Raw genomic sequence first — 23,686 nt, 5'->3', positions numbered from 1 at the left:
GGGGCGGTGATCACCCCCGCCCCGCACTTTCCCCCCCTGTTCAACCTGCAGGGCCAGGTGGCCCTGGTCACGGGTGCCGGCCGTGGCCTCGGCCTGGCGATGGCCTGCGCCCTCGCCCAGCATGGCGCCACCGTGTGGATCAACGGCCGGGATGCCGATCAGCTGAACCGAGCAGCGGCGCATATCCAGCACGTGCACGGAACCGGCACAGGCTCCGCGCATGCCCTGCCCTTCGACGTGGCCGACGAGGCGGCCTCCAGCGCGGCCGTGGCGCGGGTACTGGCCGAAAGCGGCCGGCTGGACATCCTGATCAACAACGTGGGACAACGACGTCGCCAGTCGCTCGACGAGCTGCCTGCGAGCGCGCTGCGGGAACTGCTGGAAACCAATCTGGTATCGGCCTGGCATCTGTGCCGCGAAGCGGCACGCCCGATGCGCGCGAAGGGCTCGGGACGGATCATCAATGTCACCTCGATCGCGGGGCCGATCGCCCGGGCGGGTGATGCGGCCTACACCACGGGCAAAGGCGCGCTGGAAGCGCTCACGCGCGCCCTGGCCGCCGAACTCGGTCCGCAAGGCATCAACGTCAATGCCATCGCGCCCGGCTATTTCGCCACCGACACCAACGCGGCCATGGTCGACGATGCCTCCACCGCTGAATGGCTGTCTCAGCGCAGTTCACTGGGCAGGTGGGGGCAGCCCACCGAAATCGGTGGGGCAGCGGTCTTCCTGGCCTCAGCTGCCGCGAGTTACGTGACGGGCCAGGTGCTGGTGGTCGACGGCGGCTACCTGGCGCATTTCTGAGCGGGCCACGCCGCCAGAATCAACTGACGTGCCGGCGCACCCAGGCCTCGTAGGCGGACAACCACTTCTGGACGAACTCCCGGCTGTCGGCCCCGATAGCTCCGTCCTTGTCAAACAGCCCCTCCTTGGCCTGCAGGAAGGCCTCGGGCTGGCCCAGGGTGGGCATGTCCAGATAAGCCAGGATGTTTCGCAGGTGCTGCTGGGCCAGCGACGTACCGATTGCCCCGACCGACACGCCGATCACCCCCGCCGGCTTGCCCGCCCAGGCGCTCTTGCCATACGGGCGCGAGGCATGGTCGATCGCATTCTTCAGCACGCCTGGAATCGACCGGTTGTACTCTGCCGTCACGAAGATGAGGCCTTGCGAGGCCTGGATCTCGGTCTTCAGCCGATGCACCTGGGGCGCCGGGTCGGCATCGTCGTCCTGGTTGTACAGCGGCAGGTCGCCGATCTCGAGCTGCTTGAATGTGAAGTCGCGGGATGCGAGCTTGCCGAGGGCGTTCGCCAGCTGGCGGTTGAAGGAGTCGCGACGCAGGCTGCCGACGATGACGCCGATCTGGAATCCACTCATGTCAAATCCTCTCCGAAGGGTGATGGAACAAGGGATGAACGGGACAGCCTACAGGTTCGGCACAGACACTCAGGCCGGTGTGGGTACCGCAGGACGGCCGGGCAGGTGCAGCACCACCTTGCGCGGCTCGCCGGCCATCTGGTCCAGCGCCTGGCCGAGACGCGAGAGCAAGGGCTCAACCTCCACCTCGCCGGTGCCTTCGGGCAATGACATGGAGACCAGCCGGAAACGCAACGACAGGCCCGCCGGCAGCGAGGGCACCTGTTCCAGTCCCTTGGCCACGATGTGCTGCGCCAGCAACACGAGCCCGTCGGCAGGCAATGGGCCTTCCATCAGGATGGCAAAGCGTGCATCGGCCACGCGGCAGACCGTGTCCACATCCCGCGCCACGTGCGACAACCGCGAGGCGGCCACCACCAGCGCCCGGTCGGCAACCTCCCGACCTTCGCGCGAGACGATATCCGCGTGGTTGACGAGTTCGACCAGCATCAGGCCGCACCGGTGGCCATAGCGGCGGGCACGGCGCACCGCGTCGTGCAGGCGCAGGAACAACACCGGCGCGATGGTCAGGCCCGTCAGCGGGTCGGTGCTCTCGATCGCGCGGAGGCGGGCGTGGTTCTCGTTGAACTCCTTGGCCCGCCGATGCAGGATGTACAGCAACAGGGGAATCTCGATCGCCGAGCCGATGAGCACCGCGTACTGCGTGGCCCAGCTGTCGGGCAGCACGCCGGCAGCGCGCAGCGCGGGGAAGGGGTAGCTCAGATGGACCGGCAGAAACCCCAGCGCGAGCCATCCTCCGTACTTCTCACCCAGGCGCCAGGTCCAGATGCACAGCGCGAAACTGAGCAGCACCGACAGCAGGCCATACAGGTTGAGCACCAGAAAGACCTCGCGGTTCTGCAACAGCAGGTAGAAGACCGGGAACAGCAAACCAAACAGCGACCAGGCGATCACGAAGCGGTCCACCCGGCTGTGGTGTCTCGAGACCGCGCAAGCCTCCCGCACGAACCAGATGCCCGACGCGGTCAGCCACAGCATGAAGATGGCGGGCGCCGCGTCGTTCCACCAGGCCCAGTCCCGCCAGAAGAACACCCCGCCCACACCGGTGAAGGCCGCCTGGAAACCCAGCATGGCGGCGACATAGCAGCAGTAGGCGATGAAGGCGCGGTCCCCGTACAGGCGCGCATGCACCCAGCCCCAGAACAGCACGAGCAGGCCGAACCCCAGGTATCCGCCAACGAGCAGGAAAGTCCAGTAGCGCGTTGCCTGCAGCGTGTTTTCGTCCAGCAGCAGCAGGCGCGGGCTCAAGGAGGCAGGGCGGTTCTCCAGACGCAGCCACACCGGGCCCGCCGTCGCGGCCGGGAGTGCGAAGACCGGCGTCTGGTCCGGGTGGCTCCAATGCGACACCGGCAGGTGATCGCCCGCCTGCTGCGCAACCCACCGACCATCGGGCCCTGTGGCATGGAACGCCACCCGGTTGGTGAAGGCGGCCGCGCTCAGGGCGAGGTACCAGCGCCGCCCGGCATCCAGCGCCGGCAAATCCACACGGATCCACAAGGCGGCTCGATCGAGATCAAAGGAGCGGTAGCGCTCCATCGGCTGGAAGTCATCGGCCGGCCGCGCCATCGCCTCCTCCAAGGACGCCGTGCCGGTGGTGTCGACCCAGAAATGGGTGTGCAGCGTGACGTCCGTGCCAGACGCTTCGGCCCTGGCCGTACCCGCGGCCGTGGTCAGGCCAAGCCCCAGCAGCAGGACGGCATGCATCGCCAGACAACGCAGGAGGGAACCACGAGGCAGCGAAATGAGACGAGAGCGGCGCATCCCGGTATCGTAAATGTTTGTGACAACGCCTTCATGAACGGAGCAGCACCCTGTGCACGTGAACCAGAAATAAACCGGCCCGAACTTGAAATGGAGGGGCGGCGCCCTTATGATTAGCACTCGCTGGCGATGAGTGCTAACACCCGTCGCCATGTCGATCAGCGGTTTCTGCCCGCCCTCTGGCTGGCTTCCGCCGTTCTGAACACATCCCAATCCGTTCCATATCCAGGAGATGCAATGAACCTTCGTCCTCTCGCCGATCGCGTGATCGTCAAGCGCATTGACAGCGAAACCAAGACCGCCTCCGGCATCGTCATCCCCGACGCCGCCGCCGAAAAACCCGACCAAGGCGAAGTCCTGGCGGTCGGTCCCGGCAAGAAAAACGACAAAGGCGAACTGTCCGCGATGAACGTCAAGGTCGGTGACCGCGTTCTGTTCGGCAAGTACAGCGGCCAGACCGTCAAGGTCGCTGGCGACGAACTGCTGGTCATGAAGGAAGACGACCTGTTCGCGGTCGTCGAAAAGTAAGCCTTCGCTCACTCATCACCATTTACTGAATCGGAGAAATCACATGGCAGCAAAAGACGTCATTTTCGGCGGCGAAGCCCGCGCACGCATGGTTGAAGGCGTGAACATCCTGGCCAACGCGGTCAAGGTCACCCTGGGCCCCAAGGGCCGCAACGTGGTGCTCGAGCGCTCCTTCGGCGCCCCCACCGTGACCAAGGACGGTGTGTCCGTGGCCAAGGAAATCGAACTCAAGGACAAGCTCCAGAACATGGGCGCCCAGATGGTCAAGGAAGTCGCTTCCAAGACCTCGGACAACGCCGGTGACGGCACCACCACCGCCACCGTGCTGGCCCAGGCCATCGTGCGCGAAGGCATGAAGTACGTGGCCGCCGGCATGAACCCGATGGACCTCAAGCGCGGTATCGACAAGGCAGTGGAAGCCCTGATCGCCGAGCTGAAGAAGGCCTCCAAGGCCACCACCACCAGCAAGGAAATCGCCCAGGTCGGTTCGATCTCCGCCAACAGCGACTCCTCCATCGGCGAAATCATCGCCAACGCGATGGACAAGGTCGGCAAGGAAGGCGTGATCACCGTGGAAGACGGCAAGTCGCTGCAGAACGAGCTCGACGTGGTCGAGGGCATGCAGTTCGACCGCGGCTACCTGTCGCCCTACTTCATCAACAACCCCGAAAAGCAATCGGCCCTGCTGGACAACCCCTTCGTGCTGCTGTACGACAAGAAGGTGTCCAACATCCGTGACCTGCTGCCCACGCTGGAGCAAGTCGCCAAGGCCGGCCGCCCGCTGCTGATCATTGCCGAAGACGTCGAAGGCGAAGCCCTGGCCACGCTGGTGGTCAACACCATCCGCGGCATCCTGAAGGTCGTGGCCGTGAAGGCACCTGGCTTCGGCGACCGCCGCAAGGCCATGCTGGAAGACATCGCCATCCTGACCGGCGGCAAGGTCATCGCTGAAGAAGTGGGCCTGACGCTCGAGAAGGTGACCCTGGCCGACCTGGGCCAGGCCAAGCGCGTGGAAATCGGCAAGGAAAACACCACCATCATCGACGGCGCCGGCGCCGCCGCTGACATCGAAGCCCGCGTGAAGCAAGTGCGCGTGCAGATCGAAGAAGCCACCAGCGACTACGACCGCGAGAAGCTGCAGGAGCGCGTCGCCAAGCTGGCTGGCGGCGTGGCCGTGATCAAGGTCGGTGCCGCCACCGAAGTCGAGATGAAGGAAAAGAAGGCCCGCGTGGAAGACGCCCTGCACGCCACCCGCGCTGCAGTGGAAGAAGGCATCGTAGCTGGTGGTGGCGTGGCGCTGCTGCGTGCCCGTCAGGCCGCTGGCGCCATCAAGGGTGACAACGCCGACCAGGACGCCGGTATCAAGCTGGTGCTCAAGGCCATCGAAGCGCCCCTGCGCGAGATCGTGGCCAACGCCGGTGGCGAACCGTCGGTGGTGGTCAATGCCATCCTGGCTGGCAAGGGCAACTACGGCTTCAACGCGGCCAACGACACCTACGGCGACATGATCGAAATGGGTATCCTGGACCCGACGAAGGTGACCCGCACCGCTCTGCTGAACGCCGCCTCCGTGGCTTCGCTGATGCTGACGACCGAAGCCATGGTCGCCGAAGCGCCGAAGGAAGATGCACCGGCCATGCCGGGCGGCGGCATGGGCGACATGGGTGGCATGGGCGGCATGGGCATGTAATCAGCCCGTGAGCGCCACTGCGGCAACCGCTGCCGCAGGCCTCTCTGCAAAACCCCGCGATATCCTCGCGGGGTTTTCTTTTTGTGCTGCCCATGCCCGATACCGCTCACGCGCCTCCCATTCCCGTCACCGGGCCTGTGGCCTGGGACGACGACGGCATGCCGTACAGCCCACGCTTCGGCGAGCGATACCGCAGTGCGGGCACCGAACGCCAGGGTGGCTGGGCGCAGGCCCGGCACGTGTTCCTGGCGGGGTGTGCCCTCACCACCCCCGACGGCGAACGCCTGACCGAGCCGGCGTGGCGCAACGCCTGTGAATGGCGCATGCTGGAGAACGGCTTCGGTCTCGGGTTGAACTTCCTCGCCACCTGGTATGCCTGGCGACAGGACCCGCAGCGCCCGGCCCGCCTGGTGTACGAGGGCACGGAGGCCTGGCCCCCCTCAGCCGAGGACGTCAGGCGCAGTGCAGCCCCATTCGAGCAGCTAGCCCCCATGGCCGACACCCTCGCCGACGCATGGGAACATCTGCTTCAAGGTGAGGAATACTGTTTCGACGCGGGCCATGTGGTGCTTCGCCTGCATGGAGGCGACGCCATCGGTGCCTTGCGGCGTGTGCCGCCCGGCGTGGACAGCGTATTTCTCGATGGTTTCAACCCCAAGCTCAACCCGGACATGTGGTCCCGCGAACTGCTGGAGGTGATCGGCACGTTGGCGCGGCCTGGTACCCGGGTCGCCACCTGGTGCGTGCTGCGCGCCGTGCGCGACGGTCTGAAGGCCTCAGGCTTCACCGTCCGCCGACGCGAAGGCTTGCCACCCAAGTGGCATTGCCTGACCGCGGTCAGGCTGCCTTCATCAGACCTTCCAGCTTGATCGTGTCCGCCACGAAGGCGCGAATGCCTTCGGCCAGCTTTTCGGTGGCCATGGCGTCTTCGTTCAAGGCGAACCGGAAACTGGCCTCGTCGTGCGTCACGAACGGAATGTCCAGGGTCTTGGCGGTGGTGGCGTCGAGCGCCTTCGTCAGCGGCGCCTCGCTGGCCGCCAGCTGGGCCAGCAGATCCGGGCTGATGGTGAGCAGATCGCAACCTGCCAGCGCCGTGATCTGCCCCACGTTGCGGAAGCTGGCGCCCATCACCTCGGTGGCCACGCCGTGCTTCTTGTAGAACTCGAAGATGCTGCGCACCGACCGCACACCCGGGTCGTTCGAGCCCGCCATGGCCGCCTCGTCCCAACCCGCCCCGGCGGTCTTCTTGTACCAGTCGTAGATGCGCCCCACAAAAGGCGAGATCAGTTGCACACGCGCCTGGCCGCAAGCCACGGCCTGCGCGAACGAGAACAGCAGCGTGAGGTTGGTATGGATGCCCTCCTGTTCCAGCCGGGCCGCGGCCTGAATGCCTTCCCAGGTGGACGCGATCTTGATCAGCACGCGGTCCACGTGCACGCCTTCGCCCTGGTAAAGATCGATGATCCGGCGCGCGCGATCCACGGTGGCCTCGGTGTCGAAGCTCAGGCGGGCATCCACCTCGGTGGAGACGCGGCCGGGAATCAGGCGAAGGATCTCGCAACCAAAACGGACCAGCAAGCGGTTCATCACCTCGTCCAGACCTTGCGCACCATGCCGGGCGACAGCGTCTTTCAGCAGATGTGCGTATTCAGGTTTCTGAACCGCCTTGAGGATGAGCGACGGATTCGTCGTTGCATCCTGGGGGGCGTAGGCGGCAATCTGGTTGAAATCACCCGTGTCGGCCACGACCGTGGTGAGCTGTTTGAGGGCATCGAGTTGGTTCATGAGCGAATTATGGGCCCGTCCTGGTAATAAAATTTCACCATTCGCACAACCGATGTAACGATCGCACACCATGCTCGACCGGATCAAAGCCTCCCTGCCTTCGCTGGCACCCGCCGAGCAACGCGTGGCCAGGCTGGTGCTGCTCGACCCGCGCACCTTCGCCAGCCTGCCCGTGACCGAGCTGGCCGACCGCGCCCACGTGAGCAAGCCCACCGTGGTGCGCTTCTGCCGGAGCATGGGTTACGACGGCCTGTCGGATTTCAAGCTCAAGCTCGCGGGTACGGTGAGCGAGGGCGTGCCCTTCATCCACCGCAGTGTCGATGTGGACGACAAGACCGGGGATGTGCTGGTCAAGGTGATCGACAACACCGTGGCGGCCTTCCTCAAGTACCGCAACGACGCCTCAAGCCATGCCATCGAGAAGGCGGTGGACGCGCTGGTCGCCACCTACCGCAACCGGGGTCGCATCGAGTTCTATGGCGCGGGCAACTCGGGCATCGTCGCGCAGGATGCGCAGCACAAGTTCTTCCGGCTCGGCATCAATGCCATTGCCTACAGCGACGGCCATATGCAGGTGATGAGCGCGTCGCTGCTCGGGCCCGGAGACTGTGTGGTGATCATCTCCAATTCGGGACGCACGCGCGACCTGATGGACGCGGCGGACATCGCGCGCAAACACGGGGCCACGGTGATCGTCATCACCACCAGCGGTTCTCCGCTGGCGCAAAGCGGCCACATCCACCTCTCGGCGGACCACCCCGAAGGTTACGACCGCTACAGCCCCATGACCTCACGCCTGATGCACCTGATGGTGATTGACATTGTGGCCACGTGCCTGGCCTTGCGCATCGGCGGGACCAAGTTGCAGCCCTTGCTCAAGGAAATGAAGAACAACCTGAAAAGCAAGCGGTACGCCTGAAGACGGGTGTTCCCCGCCCATCGGGCGTCGCTCAGATCCGCTTTTCCTCCACCGCATGGCATGCGATGCGGATGCCATCCAGCTCCAGCAGTTGCGGCCGCTCGTTGCGGCAACGGTCGTTGGCATGCGGGCAGCGCGGATTGAACGCACAGCCGCTGGGTGGATTCAACGGATTGGGGACCTCGCCCGACACCGGCGTGCGGGCCTTGCCGGTGTCGTGCATTTTCGGAATCGCGTCCAGCAGCATGCGCGTGTAGGGGTGGCGCGGCCGCTCGAACAAGGTGTGCTTGGGCGCGAGTTCGACCAGCCGCCCCAGGTACATCACGCCCACCTGATCGCTCACGTGGCGCACCACGGCCAGGTTGTGGCTGATGAACAGGTAGGTCAGGCCGCGCTCGCGCTGCAGGTCCTTCATGATGTTGAGCACCTGCGCCTGCACGCTCACGTCCAGCGCCGAAGTAGGCTCATCGCACACGAGGAACTCGGGCTGCGTGGCCAGGGCCCGCGCGATGGAGATGCGCTGGCGCTGGCCACCCGAGAACTGGTGCGGATACTTCACCCGGTCCAGTGGCGACAAACCCACCGATTTCAACAGCTCGTCCACCCGTGCGCGCAGCGCTGCGGGCTCCTTCTCGATCTCGTGCTCGCGCAAGGGCTCGGCAATGATGTCCTCCACGCGCCAGCGCGGGTTCAGGCTGGCATACGGGTCCTGGAAGATCATCTGGATGCGGCGGCGCAGCTTGCGCCCCTCGGGGGTCTTGAAGGCCGCGTGCGCGTCCTGTCCATCGAACACGAAGCCCCCGCGTGTGGGGTTGTAAAGACCCACCAGCAGGCGCGCCACCGTGCTCTTGCCGCAACCGGACTCCCCCACCAGGGCCAGCGTCTGGCCGCGCGGGATGTCGAAGGACACGCCATCGACGGCGCGGAGCAACTGCCTCGGCTGGCGTTCGATCACGCGATTGAGCCACGGCGCCGAGACGTCGAAGGTTTTCGCCAGATCGGTCGCACGCACCAGCGGCGCGGCGGTCGCCGACGAGGAAGTGGTCGCGGTGCTGTCGGTCATATCCAGACTCATGCCACGGCTCCTGCCTGCGCATGCAGCCAGCAGGCCGCCCGTGTGGCACCGGCGGGCAACAGCTCCGGCCGGTCGGTGTGGCAGCGGTCGAATGCCCGATCGCACCTCGGGTTGTAGGCACACCCCTTGGGAATCGCGTTGAGGCGGGGCATCGCACCATCAATCTGGTGCAGGCGTTCGCGGTCCTGGCTCATGTCGGGAATGCACGCCATCAGGCCTGCGGTGTAGGGATGTGCCGGGTGGTTGATGACCTCGTGCACCGGGCCGATCTCGGCGATGCGCCCCGCGTACATCACGGCCACGCGGTCGCAGGTTTCGGCGATCACGCCCATGTCGTGCGTGATCAGCATCACCGCGGCACCACGCTGTTTGCAGATGGTCTTGAGCAACGTGATGATCTGCGCCTGGATGGACACGTCCAGCGCGGTCGTGGGTTCGTCCGCCACGATGAGCTGCGGCTCGGCGGCCAGCGCCAGCGCGATGACCACCCGCTGGCGCATGCCGCCGGAGAACTGGTGGGGAAAGTGGTTGATGCGTTGCTCCGCGGCGGGTATGCCCGTGTCCTTGAGGAGATCGATCGCCCGCTTGCGCGCTTCGGCCTGGCTCACCGGCAGGTGGGTCATGATGGTCTCGACAAGCTGCCGGCCCACCGAATACAGCGGGTTGAGCGAGGTGAGCGGGTCCTGGAAGATCGCGCCGATCTGGCGGCCCCGCACCTTGCGCATCTGGTCGTACGGCAGGTTGTCGATGCGCTTGCCATGCAGAAGGATTTCGCCAGAGGCCACCCGGCCGGGCGGTTCGAGCAAGCCGATGATGGACGCACCGGTGAGCGACTTCCCCGCACCGGACTCGCCGACGACACCCAGGATTTCTCCCGGGGCGATATCGAAGGAAATGTCGTCCAGCGCGCGCAGCGTGCCACGGCGGCCGGGAAATTCGACGACGAGGTTCTTGACTTGAAGCAGGCTCATCGTGGTCTCAGCGCAGGCGGGGGTTGAGTGCATCGCGCAGCCAGTCGCCCAGCAGGTTCACGCTCAGTGCGATCAGCACCAGCATGGCGCCCGGAAAAATGGTGATCCACCACTCACCGGAGAACAGGTAGTCGTTGCCCACACGGATCAGCGTGCCCAGCGACGGTGAGGTGGGCGGCGCGCCCACGCCCAGGAACGACAGCGTGGCTTCCGTGATGATGGCCGTGGCCACCTGGATGGTGGCCAGCACCAGCACCGGGCCCATGACATTGGGCAGCACATGGCTGCGCATGATGCGCAACGGCGCCACCCCGGTCACGCGCGCGGCCTGCACGTACTCCTTGTTGCGCTCCACCAGCGTCGAACCGCGCACGGTCCGGGCGTACTGCACCCAGCCCGTGAGCGTGATGGACAGGATGAGCACGCCGAACGCCAGGGTTTCGTGGGCGTTGGGGAACAAGGCTCGCCCGACGCCGGCAATCAGCAGGGCCACGAGGATGGCAGGGAACGACAGCATCACGTCGCACAGCCGCATGAGAAAGCCATCCACCCAGCCACCAAGGAAACCGGCGAGCAGTCCAAAGGAAACGCCGATGATCACCGAAAGCACCACCGAGGCCAGACCGACCGCCAGCGAGATGCGTGCACCGTACATCAGGGCCGAGAGGATGTCCCGGCCCTGATCGTCGGTACCGAGCAGGAAGGAAGGACTGCCCTCCGCATTCCAGGCAGGCGGCAGGCGGGCATTCATCAGGTCGAGTGTGGCGAGATCGAACGGGTTGTGCGGCGCCACCCAGGGCGCGAAGACCGCGCAGAACACGCAGACGAGCGCGATCAGGGCCGCCACGATGGCTGTGGGCGAGGTGCGGAAGCTGTGGCCGACATCGCTGTCGAGCGCGCGTTGGAGCAGGCGGATCACGTGGGTATGTTTTTTTATGGTGAGGCTGACGCGGCCACTCGGTCACGCGCCAGCCGGGTCGTCACCGGGCTTACTTGCCCGCCTTCACCGACATGAAGCGGAACGGCATGAAATTGTCCGCCAGTTGCACAAGTTCCACGTTGTTGGCCACGCCCCAGGCCAGGGCCTGCTGGTGCAGCGGCAGGTGGCCGATGTCATCGGTGTGCAGCTGGAAGGCTTCCTTGATCATGGCGTCGCGCTTGGCTTTGTCGGTTTCCGACTGGATCTTCACCGTCAGCTCATCGAGCTTGGGATTGCAGTACGCCCCCAGATTGAACTGACCGCTGCCCTTGTCGTCCACGCAGCGCATCAGCGCGTTCAGGGCGTTGTGCGAGTCGTAGGTACCTGGTGTCCAGCCCAGCATGTAGAAGCTGGTGTCACGGCGCAGGATCTTGGGAAAGTAAGTGCCCTTGGTCTCGGCCTGCAGGTTGATCTTCACGCCAATGCGCGCCAGATTGGCTGCCACCGCCTGGCAGATGCCGCCATCGTTCACATAGCGGTCGTTCGGGCAATTCATGGCCACCTCGAAGCCGTTCGGGTAACCGGCATCGGCCAGGAGTTTCTTCGCGCCATCGGGATCGTACGGGAGGCGGTTGTTCATGCTGGCGTCGAAACCATTGATGCCCGGCCCCACCATCAACGCCGTGGGTTTGGAGGCGCCGCGCATCACCGTGCGCTGGATGCCGTTGATATCGATGGCCTGATAGAAGGCCTGGCGCACGCGCTTGTCCTTGAACGGGTTCTTGCCCTTGATGTTCGAGTACAGCAACTCGTCGCGCTTCTGGTCCATGCCCAGGAAGATGGTGCGCAGCTCGGGGCCCTGCATCACCTTGCTCTTGCCGCTGGCGTTGATGCGCGCCACGTCCTGCAGCGGCACGGGTTCGATCACGTCCACCTGTCCGGACAGCAGCGCGGCCACACGCGTGGCATCGTTGCCGATCGGCGTGTACTCCACGTTGACCACGTTGCCTTCAATCTTGCCCCAGTAACTGCCATTGCGCACGAAGCTGGTCTTGACGTTGGGCTGGCGCTCGCGCAGGCGGAATGGGCCTGTGCCATTGGCGCGGAAAGACGCGGCGTTCTCGATGCCCTTGCGGCGGTCCACCGGGCGCTGCGCCTGGTTATCTTCCGACCACTTCTTGTTCATGATGAACAACAGCGAGAGCACATCCGGCAGGATCGGGAACGGCCCCTTGGTCTCGATGTCGACAGTGAAGTCGTTGATCTTCCGAACCTCCTTCACATCGTTGGTGTAGCTCTTCATGTCGGAGCCTTCGCCCGACGCACGCGCAAAGGTGAACAGCACGTCGTCGGCCGTGAACGGTGCACCGTCGTGGAATTTCACGCCTTTGCGCAATTCAAAGCGCCATACGCTGGGGGATGTCTGCCTCCAGCTCGTGGCCAGGCCTGGCACGAGATTGAGGTTGCGGTCACGCGCCACCAGAGGCTCATAAACGTTGTTCGTCACGCTGAGCTGCAAGGACTCGTTGAGCGAATGCGGATCCATCGACAATGCGTCGCCCTGATTGCCGATACGGATCGTCTGTGCCGAGGCCACCCCCATGGAGGCCATGGCGGACGTGACCAGTGCGGCCGCCAGCGTTTTCCTGAAGTTCATGCTTCGCTCCTTGTTGCGTTTGTGGTGGTGGAATGGGTTCTGGGTACCGGGTGAGTCTCGTCTGTCAGCGGCATGCCCTGCTCCACCAGACCCGCGTGCAGCGCGGCGCCCAATGGCAGCACCTCGTCGTTGAAGTCGTAGCGGCTGTTGTGCAGGAAACAGCTGCCCACGCCGTTCTCCGCACCCTGTCCCAGCCGGAGGTAGGCGCCGGGCTTGACCTGCAGCATGAAGGAAAAGTCCTCAGCCCCCATGCTCGGGTCCATGTTGCGGTCCACGTACTCGTGTCCCACCAGCTTCTGCGCCACGTCGGCGGCGAAGCGGGCCTCGTCGCGCGTGTTGATGGTGGCTGGATAGATGCGTTCGTAGTTTACGTGCGCGGTGGCACCCAGACCCAGCGCCACACCGGAGCACACCTCCTGCAGACGCCTCTCCACCATGGCCTGCACCTCGGGATTGAAGGTGCGCACCGTGCCCACCAGCGTGGCCTTTCCGGGCATCACGCTGAAGGCACCCATGTCGCCCGCCTGCATGGCGCACACGCTGATCACCGCGCTGTCGATGGCCCGCACGTTGCGCGAGACGATGCTCTGCACGGCCGTGATGATGTGCGCCGACACCAGCACGGGATCCACCGTCTGGTAGGGGTGCGCGCCGTGGCCCCCTTTGCCCGTCACCTCGATGGTGATGCGATCGGCCGACGCCATCATGGGGCCCGGGTTCACGCCCACCATGCCAGGTCGCATCTGCGGCCAGTTGTGCATGCCGAAGACCGATTGCACCGGGAAGCGCTCGAAGAGCCCGTCCTCGATCATCGCCTTGGCTCCGGCAAAGCCCTCCTCACCCGGCTGGAAGATCAGCACCGCCGTGCCGTCGAAGTTCCGCGTCTCTGCCAGATAGCGCGCCGCGCCCACCAGCATCGCGGTGTGCCCGTCGTGACCACAGCCATGCATCATGCCGGGCCGCTGGGACTTCCATGCGAAATCGTTGTGCTCGGTCATTGGCAGCGCGTCCATGTCAGCGCGCAGGCCGATCATGCGGCCACTGGCCTGCCGCCGTCCCCGGATCACCCCCACCACACCAGTCTTGCCGATGCCGGTGTGGATCTCGTCCACCCCGCACACCTTGAGCGACTCGACCACACGCTGCGCGGTGTAATGTTCCTCGAAGCCGATTTCCGGGTGCGCATGCAGATCGCGTCGCAGCGCTGTGAGCTCCGGGTGGAAGGCCGCGATGTGTGCGAACGCACGGCCATGCGCCTTGATGCGGGATGTCGTCGGCATCAGTGTCCGCCCGCCTTTTCCACGCGCAAGCGTGGGTCGACCGCGAAGTACAGCAGGTCGACGACCAGGTTGATCACCACGAAGATCAGCGCGATGAGGCACAGGTAGGCGGCCATCACGGGGATATCGGCGAACGTCACCGCCTGAATGAACAGCAGCCCCATGCCGGGCCACTGGAACACCGTTTCCGTGATGATGGCAAACGCGATCAGGCCGCCCAGCTGCAGGCCGGTGATGGTCATCACCGGCACCAGCGTGTTCTTCAGCGCGTGGCCGAAATGCACGGCACGGTTGGACAGACCACGGGCACGAGCGAACTTGATGTAGTCGGTGCGCAGCACCTCGAGCATCTCGGCACGCACCAGGCGCATGATCAGCGTGAGCTGGAAGATCGCCAGCGTGATCGCTGGCAGTGTGATGTGATGCCAGCCCTTGGCCGACAGCAGGCCGGTGCTCCACCAGCCGATCTGCGTCACCTCGCCACGGCCGAAGCTGGGGAACCAGCCCAGCGTCACCGCGAACACCAGGATCAGCAGGATGCCGATGAGAAACGTGGGCAGCGACACACCCAGCAGCGACACCGTCATGAACACCTGGCTCATGAAGGTGCCACGGCGCAGTGCCGCATACACGCCCATGGGAATGCCGATCACGAGTGCGAGCAGTGCAGCCACCATCGACAGCTCCAGCGTGGCGGGGAACCGCTCCGCGATGAGGCGCGACACCTTGGCCCCCTGACGCAGCGAGAGGCCGAACTCGCCTTGCGCGGCATTCACGAGGAAGTGCCAGAACTGGATGAAGAAGGGTTGGTCCAGACCGAGGTCCGCACGCAACTGGCGCACCTGTTCTGGTGTGGCGTCCTGACCCAACAGGAACACCACCGGGTCCCCCACGTACTGGAAGAGCATGAACGCGATCAACGCGACACTGACCATGACGATCAGCGCCTGCACGAACCGCCGGAGGATGAAGGCAATCATGAATGAAAGAAAGAGAGGGTCGCGCCACGGAGACGCGACCCTCAACCGAACCTGAAAATCAGTTTACCTTGATCAAACGCCAGTCCAGGCGATTGTCAGCGCGGTGAACCACGTCGATGTTCTTTTTCATCGCCCAGGGAATGATCTGGTTGTGCAGGGGGATGTGGGCCACATCCTCGTTCTGCAGCGCCAGTGCCTTGGTCAGCAGCTCGGTGCGCAGCTTGAGGTTGGTTTCCTTCTTGGTGCGCTCCACCAGCGCATCCATCTGCGGGTTGCTGTACCGGCCCACGTTGTAGTTGCCGTCACCGCCCGCGCCCACCGAGCGCACCAGCGACTGCAGGCTGTAGAGCGCATCGAAGGTGGGCACGCCCCAACCCAGCATGTAGATGCTGGCCTCATAGCGCTGGATCATCGGGAAGTAGGTGACCAGAGGCAGGGTGCGCAGCTTGGCCTTGACGCCGACACGCGCCCACATGGCGGTCACGGCCTGGCAGATCTGTTCGTCGTTGATGTAGCGGTTGTTGGGGCACGCGAAGTCCACCTCGAAGCCATCCTTGTAGCCTGCGTCGGCCAGCAGCTTCTGCGCGGCCGCCACATCGAAGGGATAACGCTTGTGGACGGCCTCGGTCCAGCCATTGACCTGAGGCGCCACCAGGGCGCCCGTGGGTTGGCCCAAGCCCCGCAGGCTCACCCGGGCGATGGTGTTCATGTCGATCGCCTGATACAGCGCCTTGCGGACACGCTGATCCTTCAACGGATTCTTGCCCTTGATGTTGCTGCCCGGCAACTCCTCACGGAACTGATCCATGCCGAAGAAGATCGTGCGGTTCTCGATACCGTCGATCACTTTGAGCTTCTGGTCATTGCGCACGCGCGCCAGATCCTGCGGGCTGGGATCCAGCACGAAATCCACCTCGCCCGACAGCAAAGCCGCCATCCGCGTGGCCACCGCCTTGACCGGTGTGTAGATCACCTCGGTGACGTTGCTCTCGGACTTGCCCCACCAGCTAGGATTGCGCGTCATCACCAGCTTCTGGTCCGGCTGCCACTCCTTGAGCACGAACGGACCCGTGCCATTGGCGTTGCGATGCGCGAAGTTCTCGTCCTGCGTCTTGATGTCCTTGGGCGTGGTGGAGTTGTTCTTCTCCGCCCAGGCCTTGCTCATCATGCGCAACTCCGTGAGCTGGTTCAGCAGCACGGGGTTGGGATCCTTGGTGAAGATATCGATGGTGTTGGCATCCACCTTCACCACCCGGTCGATGCCCTGGGCGTAAATGCCGAAGTTGGACGTCTTGGCCATCGCGCGCTCGATCGAGAACACCGCATCGTCGGCCGAGAACGTGGAACCATCATGAAACTTCACGCCGGTGCGCAGATTCAGGCGCAGCTGGGTGGGAGACACCTGATTCCAGGCGGTCGCCAGCACCGGCTCGGGCTTGAACGTCTTGCTGTTGTAGTACACGAGGGATTCGTACACCGCCGCATGAACGCCATTGGACAAGGCATTGTTCTGCGAATGGATGTCCCAGGTGGGAATGTCGCTGGCGCTGCTCCACTTGAAGGTCTTCGCCTGCAGACCCGCACCCGCCAGCGCCAGACCCACGCCCAGCACCATCGTACGCATTGCCATCACGGTCGGTTTCATCGTTGACACCTGAAATAAATGAAGGTGCCGCCACTATGCAACAAACGTTCCCGCCGATGCACCGGAGTAACCCGAACGGGAATCCCATCCGGCTCGTGAAACCATCGTTTGAATGCCTGGGTGCTGCGTTATGTTCTTCTGCAGACCCAGATCAACAGAAGCATGTCTAGCGCACTTCGCTCGCCAACTCCAGCTTCAATGCGCCATACCAGGCCGTGAGCCGGCTCTCGGTGTTGTCGGTGTCCGTCATCAACGCCACCAGGCGAAGAGGTCCGGGCTCCTCGCCAAACGCCAGACGGAAGTCCGCCCGCACGTCGCGAACGTGATCGCGCCACTGGCCGATGTGGCTTGTGCCAGCGTCGAGCACCACTTTGCGGATGCGGTCGGTGCGCGGATTCACCACAACGGTGCCCGGCTCGTGCTGGGCGCTCCACACATAGACCAGCGAGGCATAGGGCAACTCCTCGCCCGTCAGCAGACGGCTCATCTCGGACAGGCGATGGTTGCGGGCACTCCACTTCGTGCGATCCCCGTCGAAAGACAGGACGACACGCACGGGCGAATCCGCCTGACTGGCCACCGAGAGATCGGCATCCTTCGGCAGGCCGTCGACCCTCCACGCGAATGACACGCGCCCCACCGACTGCAGCGCCGGATCAAAGCGCTGGCGCAGGATGCTGACAGAACTGTCTGCCCGCACCCGCAAGGCCGGACGCCCCGCCACCTGCACAGGCTCGAAGTCCACGTACCGCTTGCCTGGAAACGAGAGCGGTTCCCAGGGCACGTCCATGGCGGGGGTGACAAACAGCTGGCTGGCAGATTTCAGCAACGCCGGGCTGGCACCGCCAGACACCTTCTGCGGTCGCGAGGGGGGGCGCTCATCGCCTGCGCCACCCGGCTCCTGTGGCGACCAGGCGCAGCCCGCCAACACGAGAGACAGCGCAATATAAGAAGTTTTCACTGCCAAAATTCTTCTAAAAATCATTCTTTGGTACTAAATTTCATGCCTGAAGTCCTTGTCAAACGGACTTCGGCCACGGGTCATCGCACCACCCATGGCATCTCAAAAATCTCAAACGGAGGATCCATGCTCAAGAAAATTGCAGCCAGCCTGCTCTCGCTACTCGCCGCCGCCAGTTTCGCTGCGGTCGACATCAACACCGCCACGGTCGCCGATCTCGACAGTATCAAGGGCATCGGGCCCAGCACCTCCACCAAGATTCTGGACGCACGGAAGGCCTCCCCGTTCAAGGACTGGAACGACCTGATCCAGAGGGTACCCGGCATTGGAGGTAAGCGTGCCTCCAAGCTGTCGTCCGAAGGACTGACCGTCAACGGCGAAGGCTTCAAACCCGCCGCTGCCTCACCGGCCGAGAAGAAAAAACCCGTTGCGGCCTCGAAGTAGGAACACCCGCGCATAAAAAAAGCCACCCGAAACGGGTGGCTTTTTGCTGATCGGTGTTCCGGGGAACGGAGATCAGAACTTGTGCTGCAGACCAGCGCCGACGAAGGAATACTTGTCGGACGTGGTACCGCCAACCTTCTGCTTGGAGCTGTTCAGAGCTGCGTACACCAGGGTGCGCTTGGACAGGGTGTAGGTGGCACCGAATGCCAGACCTTGACGCTTGACTTCAGGGGTCACGTCCTTATCCTTCGAACCGGCGTAGCCAGCCGACAGGGTCAGGGCGGAGGACAGGGGGAAGTCCACGCCGAACTGGTAGTCGTTGGTCTTGTCAGCCAGCACCTGGCGGGTCTGGCCCACGCCACCACGCAGGACCACCGGGCCCAGGTCATAGGCAGCAGCCAGGTAGGCGTACTTCTGGTCTTCACCGGCGGTGATACCTGCTTCACGACGCAGCTGGTATGCGAACGCCACGGTCAGAGGACCATTGGCGTATTGCAGGTTGAAGTCGGTCTGGTCGGCGCTGGTGGCGGCGTTTTCGTCCAGGCCATGCGACACGGCAGCGCTGAAACCACCGAAGCTGGGGGTGGTGTAGCGGAAAGCGTTGCGCGGCTTGTCGTTGTAGTTGTACACGCTCATCACGGGGTTGCCAGCCAGGCTGAAGCCACCGGAACCGGGCGAGAACACGAACGAGTCGAACACCGAGTTGCCGATGTAGAACACGTCATCGAAAGCCGACCAGACGTTACCGAATTGCACGGTACCGAAGCCACCTTCCAGGCCAACCCACGATTGGCGATCGAAAGCGGTGCCGGTGTTGGCGGTGCCGCGCGAAGCGTCAAAACCTTGCTCCAGCTTGAAGATGGCCTTCAGACCACCACCCAGGTCTTCCGAACCCATCAGGCCGAAACGGCTGGTCAGCAGACCGCCGGAGTTCAGCACGGTGGTGGAGGTTTCAGCGCCCACGGGACCCGACTTCACGCGAGCAGCGTAGACGTCGACCAAACCGTACAGGGTCACGCTGGACTGGGCCTGGGCCATACCAGCCACGGAGCCGAGAACCGCCAGGGCGATCAGGGATTTTTTCATGGTTACTTCCTTAAAAATATTGCGGTGAGAACCACCACAAAGTTAGAAAACTGACCGATGAATATTAGGAGGAAAGATCGCGGCGCTAAGGGTAAGCCCTGAAAAACGGCTCAAATACCTGGCGTTTCGTTGCCTTGGTGCAACAACTCGTGCACAGACACACCGCGAATCCCGGTAATGCCTCAGAGGCACAAAAAAACCGCCTGTCAAGGACAGGCGGTTTTTCAAACATCGAATCCGGCTGGCTCAAGGCCAGCTGAAGGATCAGAAGTTGTGCTGCAGACCGAAGCCGAAGCCGGTGCTGGACTTGGTGCCGTCGCCACCAGCAGCGGTCACGGTGGCGGGGATCCAGGCTGCATTGCGGCGTGCCACGTTCACGTAGGCTTGGGTGCGCTTGCTCAGGTTGTACTTGTAGCCAGCGATGATGGTGCGGCCATCGTCGCCCACTTGCTCGTTGTTGTTGAACGAGGCGTACACGAGGCCGGGGCCCACAGGGGCGGTCAGACCCAGTGCCCAGGAGTTGTCGCTGTCGGAAGCCAGACCACCTTGGTCACGGATCGTGAACAGCACCTTGACGACGCTGAAGTCATACGACACGGCGAACTGGTTCACGGCCTTGAGGGTCGTGGCAGCAGCGGTTGCACCGGTGTAGTTCACGAAGGTCAGGCTCAGAGGGCCACCGTCGTAACGCACGCCGAGGGCCTTGCCAGCCTTGGCACCAGCAGCGGTCGACTCGGAAGGAGCGTACTCGAGCTGGACTTGCACACCACCGAAACGGGGCGAGTGGTATTGCACGGCGTTGGGCACGTACACCGAGCTCGAAGCGTTCGAGGTCTTGGCGTTAACAGTGGCGTTACCACCCAGCACGGTGTTGGCATCGTGGCCAGAAACACCCTTGGTGCCGTTGGCCAGCAGGACGTTGCCGTACAGCGTGTTGACCGGACGGCCAGCGCGCAGGGTACCGAAGCCACCGGTCAGGCCAACGAACATGCCGTTGTTGCCCAGGCCGTCGGTGGAGGAAACGGTGCCGGTGTCGCTGTTGAACGAGGTCGACACTTGGAACACAGCCTTCAGGCCGCCGCCGAGGTCTTCAGCGCCGGACAGGGTCCAGTTGCTGGTGCCGTTGCGGTTGGCGGTCATGCGGGTGGCGTCGCCAGACCAACGCTTTTCGAGGCCGACGTCAACGGTACCGGACAGGGTCACGGTCGACTGGGCGAAGGAGGCGCTGGTGGCTGCCACGGCGGCCAGAGCGATCAGGGTCTTTTTCATGGAAGGGTTCTCCAAGGGTTAATAAGGGCCGGAAGTCTTTGCCGCCGAGCCAACCTCCTTTCAGGAAGCTGGGGCAATTGCATCAGAAAGTTTCTTATGACGCCATGGTGTTGACGGCTTTTCTCGCCTCATGGCGGTGCATTCGTTGCACCTGTGCCACGCTGTTAGTAAATACCCGCATATGTATAGGCGGTGGAGTCGCCACCACGCGGCGAACCGTTCAACCCAGGAAACGTGATGAGGCTGTGACCTGCCGCAACAGAGCCCTTCGCAAACCATGGCAGCATGTACACCTTGCTTCCCTGCATCTCACAACCATGACTACCGCCACCGATGCCCTGCTGAACGCCGCCGATTCGGCCCTTCGAACGCTGTTTGTGGCTCCCCGTGCGTCCCGCGAATGCCCCACCCTGCCCGAGCGTGCATCGGATCCGGAACTCGGAGACGATGAGCGCCGACTCTCGGGTGCCTTGATGCGGGTCAATCACGTCGGCGAGGTGTGCGCGCAGGCGCTCTACACCGCGCAAGCCCTGGCCGCACGCTGGCCCCGAGGCGGCCACTCACAAGGCAATGAGGCGCTGGCACAGCAACTGGAAGCCGCTGGCCGCGAGGAGACCGACCATCTGGCCTGGACCCAGGCACGTCTCGAGGAACTGGGCGCACGCCCCTCGCTGCTCAACCCGCTCTGGTACGCCGGCGCGTTCGGGCTGGGCCTGCTTGCGGGACGCGTGGGACCCGGCGTGAGCCTGGGCTTCGTCGTCGAAACCGAGCGCCAGGTGGAAGCGCATCTGGCCAGTCACATGGACCGCCTGCCCTCCAGGGACCATGCCTCTCGCGCCATCGTGGCGCAAATGAAGGACGACGAAGCGCGGCATGCCCGCGAAGCCCAACAGGCCGGGGCTGTCGAGCTGCCCACGCCTGTCAAGGGACTGATGCGTGCAGCGGCCAAGGTGATGACCACCGTGGCACACCGCATCTGAGCGTCAGGCCACGAAGCCTGACGCTCAGGCTTCCAGCAGATCGAAGCTGGTCGTGATCTCTGCCGTCTTGCCGAGCATGATGCTGGCGGAGCAGTATTTGTCGTGGCTCATGGCAATGGCACGCTCCACAGCCGCCGCCGGGATGCCCTTGCCGCTCACGGTGAAGTGCATGTGGATCTTGGTGAAGACCTTGGGGTCGACCGGGGCGCGCTCGGTCACCAGCCTGACGCTGCAGCCACGCACGTCGTGCCGGCCGCGCTTGAGGATCAGCACCACGTCGTAGGCCGTGCAGCCGCCGGTGCCCGCAAGAACGGTTTCCATGGGACGTGCGGCCAGGTTGGCGCCGCCGTTCTCGGGCTTGGACTCATCCGGGGCGCCGTCCATTGTCAGCACATGGCCGCTGCCGGTCTCGGCAACAAAGCCCATGTTCGAGCGGGTGCCGGCGGCGCCGGTCCAGGTGACGGTGCATTCCATGGTGTGTCCTGTCGTTAAATAACCAAGGTATTGGAGCCCGCGCTCTAAAAATCATAGAAATCGCAGACTGGATGTTGCAACGCAGCATTCGCACGTTATACTGGCGGCATTGTATTTACGGTTGTCTCCTCTACCCTCCACGGGTGGATTCAAGCCCGGCCTGGCACTGCCAGTCCGGGCTTTTTTTCGCCCTCGATATGATGTGCGCCGAGGATCACCATGCCGTCAGCCCGCTCCACACAACGCAAAAACACCCCTTCCACCTCGTCGATCACCGCCATGGGGCCGGCGGATTACCTTAAAAGAATCCTGAACGCCCGCGTGTACGACGTGGCCGTGGAGTCTGCCCTCGAACACGCCGGCAACCTCAGTCGTCGGCTGCACAACACCGTGCTGCTCAAGCGCGAGGACCAGCAACCGGTGTTCAGCTTCAAGCTGCGGGGCGCTTACAACAAGATGGCGCACCTGTCGCCAGAACAACTGAAGAAGGGCGTGATCTGCGCGTCGGCGGGCAACCATGCCCAGGGCGTGGCGCTGGGTGCCCGCAAACTGGGCACCCGCGCGGTGATCGTGATGCCGACCACCACCCCGCAGGTCAAGATCGACGCGGTGCGCGGCTTCGGCGGCGAGGTGGTGCTGCACGGCGACAGTTACACGGACGCCTACAACCATTCGTTGTTGCTGCAGAAGAAGCAGGGACTCACTTTCGTACACCCCTTCGACGACCCGGATGTGATCGCCGGCCAGGGCACGATCGCGATGGAAATCCTCCGCCAGCTCCAGAGCCTGGGCTCGGACCACCTCGATGCGGTCTTCGTGGCGATCGGTGGCGGCGGCCTGATTTCAGGCGTCGCCAACTACATCAAGGCCGTGCGACCCGAGATCAAGGTGATCGGCGTCCAGACCACCGATTCGGATGCCATGCTCCGCTCGGTGGAAGGCGGCTCCCGTGTCGCACTGAACGATGTGGGCCTGTTCGCGGACGGCACGGCAGTGAAGCTGGTTGGCGAGGAAACGTTCCGCATCGCACGCGAGCTGGTCGACGGCTACATCACCGTGGACACCGACGCCGTGTGCGCTGCCATCAAGGACGTGTTCGTGGACACGCGCAGCATCGTCGAGCCTTCCGGTGCACTGGCGGTGGCCGCCATCAAGCAATACGTGGCCCAGAACAAGACGCGCGGAGAGACCTATGCCGCGATCCTGTGCGGCGCCAACATGAACTTCGACCGGCTGCGCTTCGTGGCCGAGCGCGCGGAGGTCGGCGAGGAGCGCGAAGCCCTGTTCGCGGTGACGATCCCCGAAGAGCGCGGCAGCTTCCGGCGCTTCTGTGAGGCCATCGAGCAATTGCCCGGAGGCCCGCGCAACGTCACCGAATTCAACTACCGCATCCACGACGGCAACGCTGCCCACGTGTTCGTCGGCTTGACCACCCATGGCAAGGGCGAATCCGGCAAGATCGCTGCCAACCTGATCCGGCACGGATTCGAGACACTGGACCTCACGCACGACGAGCTGGCCAAGGAGCATGTCCGCCACATGGTGGGCGGCCACTCGCCACTGGCGCACGATGAGCGCCTGCTGCGCTTCGTGTTCCCGGAACGGCCGGGCGCACTGCTGAAGTTCCTGAGTCTGATGCGGCCGGGCTGGAACATCAGCCTGTTCCACTACCGCAACCAGGGCGCCGACTATGGCCGCATCCTGGTCGGCCTTCAGGTGCCTGCGAAAGACCACAAGGCATTCGACAAATTTCTCGAGACACTGGGTTACCCGTATGTCGAGGAAACCGCCAACCCGGTGTACCGCCTGTTCCTCAAAAGCTGAACC

General features: G+C 64.0%; 23 protein-coding genes. 8 read left to right on the top strand and 15 right to left on the bottom strand.

Annotated elements, in window-relative coordinates; genetic code table 11:
- Window positions 1–6 precede the first annotated feature (6 nt).
- Window positions 7–804: an SDR family oxidoreductase gene (locus tag J2X09_RS10700; RefSeq protein ID WP_310308217.1), complete on the top strand. Its 798-nt coding sequence runs from the start codon at window positions 7–9 to the stop codon at window positions 802–804.
- Window positions 805–823: 19 nt separating this feature from the next.
- On the opposite strand, the gene J2X09_RS10695 is transcribed toward J2X09_RS10700, so the two are convergent.
- Both J2X09_RS10695 and J2X09_RS10690 read right to left on the bottom strand, forming a co-directional pair.
- Window positions 824–1,375 carry an NADPH-dependent FMN reductase gene (locus J2X09_RS10695; protein ID WP_204733410.1) on the bottom strand — a complete coding sequence of 184 codons (552 nt, stop codon included), beginning with the start codon at window positions 1,373–1,375 and terminating at the stop codon, window positions 824–826.
- Window positions 1,376–1,444: 69 nt separating this feature from the next.
- Window positions 1,445–3,139 carry a sensor domain-containing diguanylate cyclase gene (locus J2X09_RS10690; RefSeq protein ID WP_310308215.1) on the bottom strand — a complete coding sequence of 565 codons (1,695 nt, stop codon included), beginning with the start codon at window positions 3,137–3,139 and terminating at the stop codon, window positions 1,445–1,447.
- Window positions 3,140–3,433: 294 nt separating this feature from the next.
- Here J2X09_RS10690 and J2X09_RS10685 point away from each other — a divergent pair, with 294 nt between their 5' ends.
- From J2X09_RS10685 to mnmC2, 3 genes are all read left to right on the top strand, one after another.
- The gene (locus J2X09_RS10685) at window positions 3,434–3,724 is read left to right on the top strand and encodes a co-chaperone GroES (protein WP_204733408.1); all 291 of its coding nucleotides are present in this window, start codon (window positions 3,434–3,436) and stop codon (window positions 3,722–3,724) included.
- A gap of 43 nt (window positions 3,725–3,767) precedes the next feature.
- The gene (gene groL, locus J2X09_RS10680; protein WP_204733407.1) at window positions 3,768–5,414 is read left to right on the top strand and encodes a chaperonin GroEL; all 1,647 of its coding nucleotides are present in this window, start codon (window positions 3,768–3,770) and stop codon (window positions 5,412–5,414) included.
- Between the two features lie 92 nt (window positions 5,415–5,506).
- Complete coding sequence (mnmC2, locus tag J2X09_RS10675; RefSeq protein ID WP_204733406.1) at window positions 5,507–6,283, top strand: tRNA (5-methylaminomethyl-2-thiouridine)(34)-methyltransferase MnmC2; 777 nt, start codon at window positions 5,507–5,509, stop codon at window positions 6,281–6,283.
- On the opposite strand, the gene tal is transcribed toward mnmC2, so the two are convergent.
- A complete protein-coding gene (gene tal, locus J2X09_RS10670) occupies window positions 6,252–7,199 on the bottom strand; it encodes a transaldolase (protein WP_204733405.1) in 948 nt (315 codons plus the stop codon). The two genes, mnmC2 and tal, sit on opposite strands and share 32 nt — an antisense overlap.
- Before the next feature lie 70 nt (window positions 7,200–7,269).
- On the opposite strand from tal, the gene J2X09_RS10665 reads away from it, so the two are divergent.
- A complete protein-coding gene (locus J2X09_RS10665) occupies window positions 7,270–8,118 on the top strand; it encodes a MurR/RpiR family transcriptional regulator (RefSeq protein WP_204733404.1) in 849 nt (282 codons plus the stop codon).
- Window positions 8,119–8,149: 31 nt separating this feature from the next.
- Here J2X09_RS10665 and J2X09_RS10660 read toward each other — a convergent pair whose 3' ends face one another.
- The 8 genes from J2X09_RS10660 to J2X09_RS10625 all read right to left on the bottom strand — a co-directional run bounded on the left by J2X09_RS10660 (window position 8,150) and on the right by J2X09_RS10625 (window position 17,606).
- Window positions 8,150–9,193, bottom strand: a complete 1,044-nt coding sequence (locus J2X09_RS10660; RefSeq protein ID WP_310308211.1) for an ABC transporter ATP-binding protein — start codon at window positions 9,191–9,193, stop codon at window positions 8,150–8,152.
- Complete coding sequence (locus tag J2X09_RS10655; RefSeq protein WP_204733403.1) at window positions 9,190–10,164, bottom strand: ABC transporter ATP-binding protein; 975 nt, start codon at window positions 10,162–10,164, stop codon at window positions 9,190–9,192. Before J2X09_RS10655 ends, J2X09_RS10660 begins: the two co-directional genes overlap by 4 nt.
- A gap of 7 nt (window positions 10,165–10,171) precedes the next feature.
- Window positions 10,172–11,080 (bottom strand): ABC transporter permease, encoded by a 909-nt coding sequence (locus J2X09_RS10650; protein ID WP_374726497.1) that lies wholly within the window; start codon window positions 11,078–11,080, stop codon window positions 10,172–10,174.
- A gap of 73 nt (window positions 11,081–11,153) precedes the next feature.
- Complete coding sequence (locus tag J2X09_RS10645; protein ID WP_204733401.1) at window positions 11,154–12,740, bottom strand: ABC transporter substrate-binding protein; 1,587 nt, start codon at window positions 12,738–12,740, stop codon at window positions 11,154–11,156.
- Window positions 12,737–14,020, bottom strand: coding sequence for a M20 aminoacylase family protein (locus J2X09_RS10640; RefSeq protein ID WP_310308205.1), 1,284 nt, complete (start codon window positions 14,018–14,020; stop codon window positions 12,737–12,739). Before J2X09_RS10640 ends, J2X09_RS10645 begins: the two co-directional genes overlap by 4 nt.
- Complete coding sequence (locus tag J2X09_RS10635; protein ID WP_204733400.1) at window positions 14,020–15,000, bottom strand: ABC transporter permease; 981 nt, start codon at window positions 14,998–15,000, stop codon at window positions 14,020–14,022. Before J2X09_RS10635 ends, J2X09_RS10640 begins: the two co-directional genes overlap by 1 nt.
- A 58-nt stretch (window positions 15,001–15,058) precedes the next feature.
- Window positions 15,059–16,630, bottom strand: a complete 1,572-nt coding sequence (locus J2X09_RS10630) for an ABC transporter substrate-binding protein (protein WP_310308317.1) — start codon at window positions 16,628–16,630, stop codon at window positions 15,059–15,061.
- 181 nt (window positions 16,631–16,811) lie between these two features.
- Window positions 16,812–17,606, bottom strand: coding sequence for a DUF3047 domain-containing protein (locus tag J2X09_RS10625; protein ID WP_204733398.1), 795 nt, complete (start codon window positions 17,604–17,606; stop codon window positions 16,812–16,814).
- Window positions 17,607–17,732: 126 nt separating this feature from the next.
- Between J2X09_RS10625 and J2X09_RS10620 the strand changes: the two genes are divergently transcribed.
- Window positions 17,733–18,050, top strand: coding sequence for a ComEA family DNA-binding protein (locus tag J2X09_RS10620; RefSeq protein ID WP_204733397.1), 318 nt, complete (start codon window positions 17,733–17,735; stop codon window positions 18,048–18,050).
- 72 nt (window positions 18,051–18,122) lie between these two features.
- Here the strand turns inward: J2X09_RS10620 and J2X09_RS10615 are convergent, their stop codons facing one another.
- On the bottom strand, window positions 18,123–19,136 hold the full coding sequence (locus tag J2X09_RS10615) for a porin (protein ID WP_204733396.1): 1,014 nt from the start codon (window positions 19,134–19,136) through the stop codon (window positions 18,123–18,125).
- Between the two features lie 264 nt (window positions 19,137–19,400).
- Window positions 19,401–20,405: a porin gene (locus J2X09_RS10610; RefSeq protein WP_204733395.1), complete on the bottom strand. Its 1,005-nt coding sequence runs from the start codon at window positions 20,403–20,405 to the stop codon at window positions 19,401–19,403.
- 317 nt (window positions 20,406–20,722) lie between these two features.
- Here J2X09_RS10610 and coq7 point away from each other — a divergent pair, with 317 nt between their 5' ends.
- Window positions 20,723–21,385 (top strand): 2-polyprenyl-3-methyl-6-methoxy-1,4-benzoquinone monooxygenase, encoded by a 663-nt coding sequence (gene coq7 / locus J2X09_RS10605; protein WP_204733394.1) that lies wholly within the window; start codon window positions 20,723–20,725, stop codon window positions 21,383–21,385.
- Between the two features lie 24 nt (window positions 21,386–21,409).
- On the opposite strand, the gene J2X09_RS10600 is transcribed toward coq7, so the two are convergent.
- Entirely contained in the window at window positions 21,410–21,859 is a 450-nt protein-coding gene (locus tag J2X09_RS10600) for an OsmC family protein (RefSeq protein ID WP_204733393.1), read from the bottom strand.
- 149 nt (window positions 21,860–22,008) lie between these two features.
- A complete protein-coding gene (locus J2X09_RS10595; RefSeq protein WP_310308201.1) occupies window positions 22,009–22,140 on the bottom strand; it encodes a hypothetical protein in 132 nt (43 codons plus the stop codon).
- Between J2X09_RS10595 and ilvA the strand changes: the two genes are divergently transcribed.
- Entirely contained in the window at window positions 22,139–23,683 is a 1,545-nt protein-coding gene (ilvA, locus tag J2X09_RS10590) for a threonine ammonia-lyase, biosynthetic (protein WP_310308200.1), read from the top strand. The two genes, J2X09_RS10595 and ilvA, sit on opposite strands and share 2 nt — an antisense overlap.
- Window positions 23,684–23,686: the final 3 nt, after the last annotated feature.

Source organism: Hydrogenophaga laconesensis (assembly GCF_031457235.1).
GTDB lineage: Bacteria > Pseudomonadota > Gammaproteobacteria > Burkholderiales > Burkholderiaceae_C > Hydrogenophaga > Hydrogenophaga laconesensis.
This window is presented reverse-complemented; position numbering and strand designations above follow the sequence as displayed.